The 4,968-nt window shown below is 38.8% G+C and carries 3 protein-coding genes; all 3 read left to right on the top strand.

Features of this window, described 5'->3' with window-relative positions:
- The first annotated feature begins 14 nt into the window (after window positions 1-14).
- Window positions 15-3,260: a PAS domain S-box protein gene (locus tag M595_RS26855; protein ID WP_023069749.1), complete on the top strand. Its 3,246-nt coding sequence runs from the start codon at window positions 15-17 to the stop codon at window positions 3,258-3,260.
- Entirely contained in the window at window positions 3,257-4,402 is a 1,146-nt protein-coding gene (locus tag M595_RS26860; RefSeq protein WP_023069750.1) for a hybrid sensor histidine kinase/response regulator, read from the top strand. Before M595_RS26855 ends, M595_RS26860 begins: the two co-directional genes overlap by 4 nt.
- A gap of 78 nt (window positions 4,403-4,480) precedes the next feature.
- Window positions 4,481-4,858: a four helix bundle protein gene (locus M595_RS26865; protein WP_023069748.1), complete on the top strand. Its 378-nt coding sequence runs from the start codon at window positions 4,481-4,483 to the stop codon at window positions 4,856-4,858.
- Window positions 4,859-4,968 lie beyond the last annotated feature (110 nt).

Consider the following 4,968-nt stretch of genomic DNA (forward strand, 5'->3'; position numbering starts at 1 on the left):
AGGAAGAATTTTATATGCTAGTTATCACAAATAAACAGGAAGTTCAGTCACCTTCTGCGTTAATCGATCATCCTCAATCCTATCATCTTGATCAAGCCGCACTTCAACAGATCCAACACCTTGAAGATGAACTTCAACAAACCCGTGAAAACTTGCAGGCGACGAATGAAGAACTAGAAACAACCAATGAGGAACAACAAGCAATCAATGAAGAATTGATCGCTTCAAACGAAGAACTCCAAAGTACCAACGAAGAACTTTATACCGTTAATACGGAATATCAAAATCAAATTCAAAAATTGATCGAACTCTCAAATGATGTCAATAACTTACTTCAAAGTACCGATATTGGGGTCATCTTTTTAGATAAAAGTTTAAAAATTAGTAAATTTACTCCGGCTGTTGTTCTCGCAATTAATCTGAATGAAGTTGATATTGATCGGCCATTACAACATATCTCTCATAACTTTAATTGTCCCAACTTCAATTCATTATTGCAGCAGGTACTCACCCATGAACAACCTATCGAACAGGAAGTGAAGATTTTGACCACAGGGGATACCTTGTTGATGCGAATTCATCCCTATCGTCGGGAAAATCAAAGTTGTGATGGTTTGGTTTTAAGCTTTATTAAAATCACCCAAATAAAACAATATCAAGATGAAATCAAACGACAAAATGCAGAACTGGAAAATATCTATGCTAATATTCCAGTTGGGTTATGTTTGCAGGATGAAAATTGGAGATATCTGCGAATCAATAAAATTTTAGCTGATCTTAACGGCAAATCTATAGAAGAACATTTAGGAAAACATCCCCAAGAAGTGATTCCCGGACTGTTAGATATTCTTGAACCGATTTATCGGGAAGTTCAAACGACAGGAGAACCCGTTCTGAACATTGAAATTCAGGGAACAACAGCCGCTCAACCTGGTATCAAACGAGATTGGATCACCAGTTATTATCCGGTCCAATTATCCTCCGATAAAATAGGATTTGGAGTGGTTGTTACCGAAGTCACCCAACTCAAAAAAGCTCAAGAAGCTCTCCGTCAAAGTGAAGCCAGATTACAATACTTACTGAATAATACTCCGGCGGTAATTTTTAGTTGCAAACCCAAAGGAGATTATGAAATCACCTATATTAGTCCTAATATTAGAAATTTGTTGGGCTATGAACCGGAGGAATTTCTCAATAACTCGGATTTTTGGGTTACTAATTTGCACCCCGACGATCGCGATCGCATTCTGACTGGACTCCCCAAAGGACTCAATGAAGACGGTTTTTACACCCACGAATACCGCCTAAAAACTGCCGATAATACCTATCGCTGGGTTTCTGCTACGTTGCAAGTGATTAAAGATCAGCATAATACTCCGGTTGAGTGTGTGGGCTGTTTGATTGATATTACTGAACGTGTCGTCGCGGAAGAAGCTTGGCGTTGGAGTGAGGAACGCTTTAATTTAGTGCTGAAAAATTCCCCGATTACGTTCACCACTCAAGATTGTGAGTTACGCTATACTTGGGTCTACAATCCCGCTCCTGGTTTTACCTTTGAAGAAGTTGTCGGGAAGTTAGAAACTGAGCTTTTACCTGCTGATGAAGCGGAACGAATTCTAGCGATTAAAAAACCCGTTATCGAGACAGGCATCAGAAATCGCCAAGAGTTTTTTATCACTCAAAACGGACAATTGCGTTACTTTGATATGAGTGTAGAACCGCTTCAAGATAGCGACAATCATATTATTGGAATTGCGACGGTTGCTATTGATATTACTGAACGCAAACAAGCCGAACTCGAACGTCAACGTACCCAAGAATTGCAACGGGAAAAAGAAGCTGCTGAGTCCGCTAACCTGGCAAAAAGCCGTTTTCTCGCTCAGATGAGCCACGAACTGCGAACCCCCTTGAATGCGATTTTAGGGTTTACTCAGCTATTGCAGCGACAGCCTAAATTTTCCGGTGAACCGAGTGAATATCTAAATATTATTCATCGCAGTGGTAAAAATTTACTGGGTTTAATTAATGATATTCTCACCTTATCTAAAGTTCAGGCGGGCCGAGTTTCTCTGAAAATCAAACCTTTTCAGTTGTCTATTTTGTTGAAAACGTTAGAAAATATGTTTTCACTACAAGCCGCAAAAAAAGGGATTAAATTTGAAATCAAAGTTGATGCAAATGTCTCTCAGGGATTACAAGGAGATGAAGATAAATTACGTCAAGTTTTGATTAATTTACTCTCGAATTCGATTAAGTTTACATCTTCCGGTGAGGTGAGTTTAATGATTCGTTCGCAACCTGTTACGGCTGAAATAAGTTCAAATTATTATTATCTTCAGTTTGAAGTTAGAGATACGGGAGTTGGAATTGCCGCCGATGAACTCGAAAAAATCTTTGAACCTTTTGTCCAAACTGAAGCCGGAGAAAAAGTTAAACAGAGTACGGGACTGGGTTTAGCAATTAGTCGTGAATTTGTGGAGTTGATGGGTGGTAAAATTACCGTTGAGAGTCAGTTAAAGCAGGGTAGTGTTTTTCGGTTTACCATCCCGTTAGAGCGAGTACAACTAGCCAGTATTCAACCCGAACTTCTCCAAAGCCGAGTGATTGGTTTGAGTGATAATCAACCCCAATATCGGATTTTGGTGGCTGAAGATCGTCCTGATAATCGTCATTTGATTGTTAAACTATTAGAAACGGTTGGTTTTCAAGTGCAAGCCGCAACCAATGGTTTAGAAGCGATAAAACTCTGGGAAAGTTGGTCGCCTGATTTGATTTGGATGGATATGCAAATGCCTGTTATGGATGGTTATCAAGCCATTCAACATATTAAAGCCAGGCCGGAAGGGGAAGATACTGTTATTATTGCTTTAACGGCTTCTGCTTTTGAGGAAGAACGCCATCATATTATTGCACTGGGTTGTAATGATTTTGTTCGCAAACCCTTTGAAGAACAGGAAATTTTTGCTAAAATTCAACAATATTTAGATGTGTCTTATATTTATGAACAACAACAGTCCACTACGAAACCGACCAGAGATAGGGGACGAACTCAGTTAGTTCGAGAAGATTTTGATGTGATGCCGACTCAATGGCTCAAACAACTTCATCAAGCGGCTTATCTGGCGAATGAAGCGGAAATTGAGCAGTTAATTCAACAAATTCCTCAACGTGATACTTTCTTAATTAAACGACTAAAAGAACTGGTTAATCATCTTCAGTTTGAAGAAATCGAAGCCTTAACTAAACCTGAATCTTTATGAATAGCAAACCCTCTCTTGAATCTTCTGAATATATTTTGCTGGTTGATGATGAGTTGAATAATCTCGCTGTCCTCTCAGCTTTATTGACCCAACAAGGTTATACCGTCAGACGAGTTTTAAATGGTCAAAAAGCCTTAAATTTAGTCCGTTCCAATGAACCTCCAGCATTGGTTTTGCTTGATATTATGATGCCTGAAATGGATGGGTATCAAGTGTGTCAAAAGATGAAGTCAGATGAGAAAAATCGGGAAATAGCAGTCATATTTTTAAGTGCTTTAGATGATGTCAATAATAAAGTTAAAGGCTTTGAAGTCGGGGGCGCAGACTACATTACAAAGCCATTTGAGTCGTTAGAAGTGATCACTCGGGTTCAACATCAACTCGGCTTAAGAAAGCTGCAACAACAAATTAAAATTGAAGCACAATTACGAGAATCTCTGCTTCAAGAACAGGAAAATCGAGAGTTTAAACGACGAATTATTACCACAATTTCTCACGAATATCGTACCCCTTTATCCATTATAATGACCTCGGCTGGACTGTTGGAAAATTATTGTGATCTGGAAAATCCTAAACAACAAAAGCATATTCAGCGAATTCAACAAATGGTACAACATCTGAGTAGTTTGGTGAATGATGTTGTATTGGTGAATGAACTTGAACAAGAGGAAATTATACTTCAACCTGTGACTTTGAATCTGATTGAATTCTGTCAAACTTTGATTTCAGAATTAAAAGTCGCCAGACAAGTGAAACACCAGATTAATTTTTCCAATCAAGGGAATGAGTTTGATGGACAATGGGATGAGAGAATTTTACGACAAATTTTGAGTCATTTACTCTCGAATGCGATTAAATTTTCTCCCCCAGAAAGTCAGATTGATTTTAAATTAGTTCAAGAACAAGATAAAATAGAGTTTCATATTCAAGATCAAGGAATAGGTATTCTTCCAGAAAATAGAGATCAAATTTTTGATCTGTTTTATCGAGGAGATCATGTGGGAACAATTCAAGGAGAAGGTTTAGGTTTATCTATTGTAAACAAATGTGTCAATCTCTACGGAGGTAATATTTTATTGGAAACTGAAATCAACCAAGGAACAACATTTATCGTTAAATTACCCATTCCAAAAATAGGGTGATGGTGAGTCCACCCCCGTGCGCGGGAACAAGCGCGTTGAGGGGAGTGGCTATCGGTGTTGGGGGAGGTCGGATGAAAATTGATTAATAACCATGAGGATTTACAAGTCTATCAAATGGCTTTTGATGCTGCCATGAATATCTTTGAACTCTCTAAAAAATTTCCTCAAGAAGAGAAGTATTCTTTAACTGACCAAATTCGACGTTCTTCTCGTTCAGTTTGCGCTAATCTGGCTGAAGCATGGCGAAGAAGGAGATATAAAGGTTCTTTTCTAGCCCGACTAAATGATGCAGAAGCAGAGGCAGCAGAAACTCAAGTTTGGTTAAAATTTGCTGTTAAATGCAACTATTTAGAGCTTCATCAGGCCAGAGAACTTTACAGTCGATATAACCAGATTTTAGGTATTATTGTCAATATAACAAATTACCCAGACAAGTGGTTACTTAGAAACTCTTAAAATTTTCCCTACTTCTCAACCTCCCCACCTCCCTACCTCCCCATCTCCCCATCTCCCCACCTCCCTACCTCCCTACCTCCCTACCTCCCCACCTCCCTACCTCCCCATCT

Source organism: Lyngbya aestuarii BL J (assembly GCF_000478195.2).
Lineage (GTDB): Bacteria > Cyanobacteriota > Cyanobacteriia > Cyanobacteriales > Microcoleaceae > Capilliphycus > Capilliphycus aestuarii.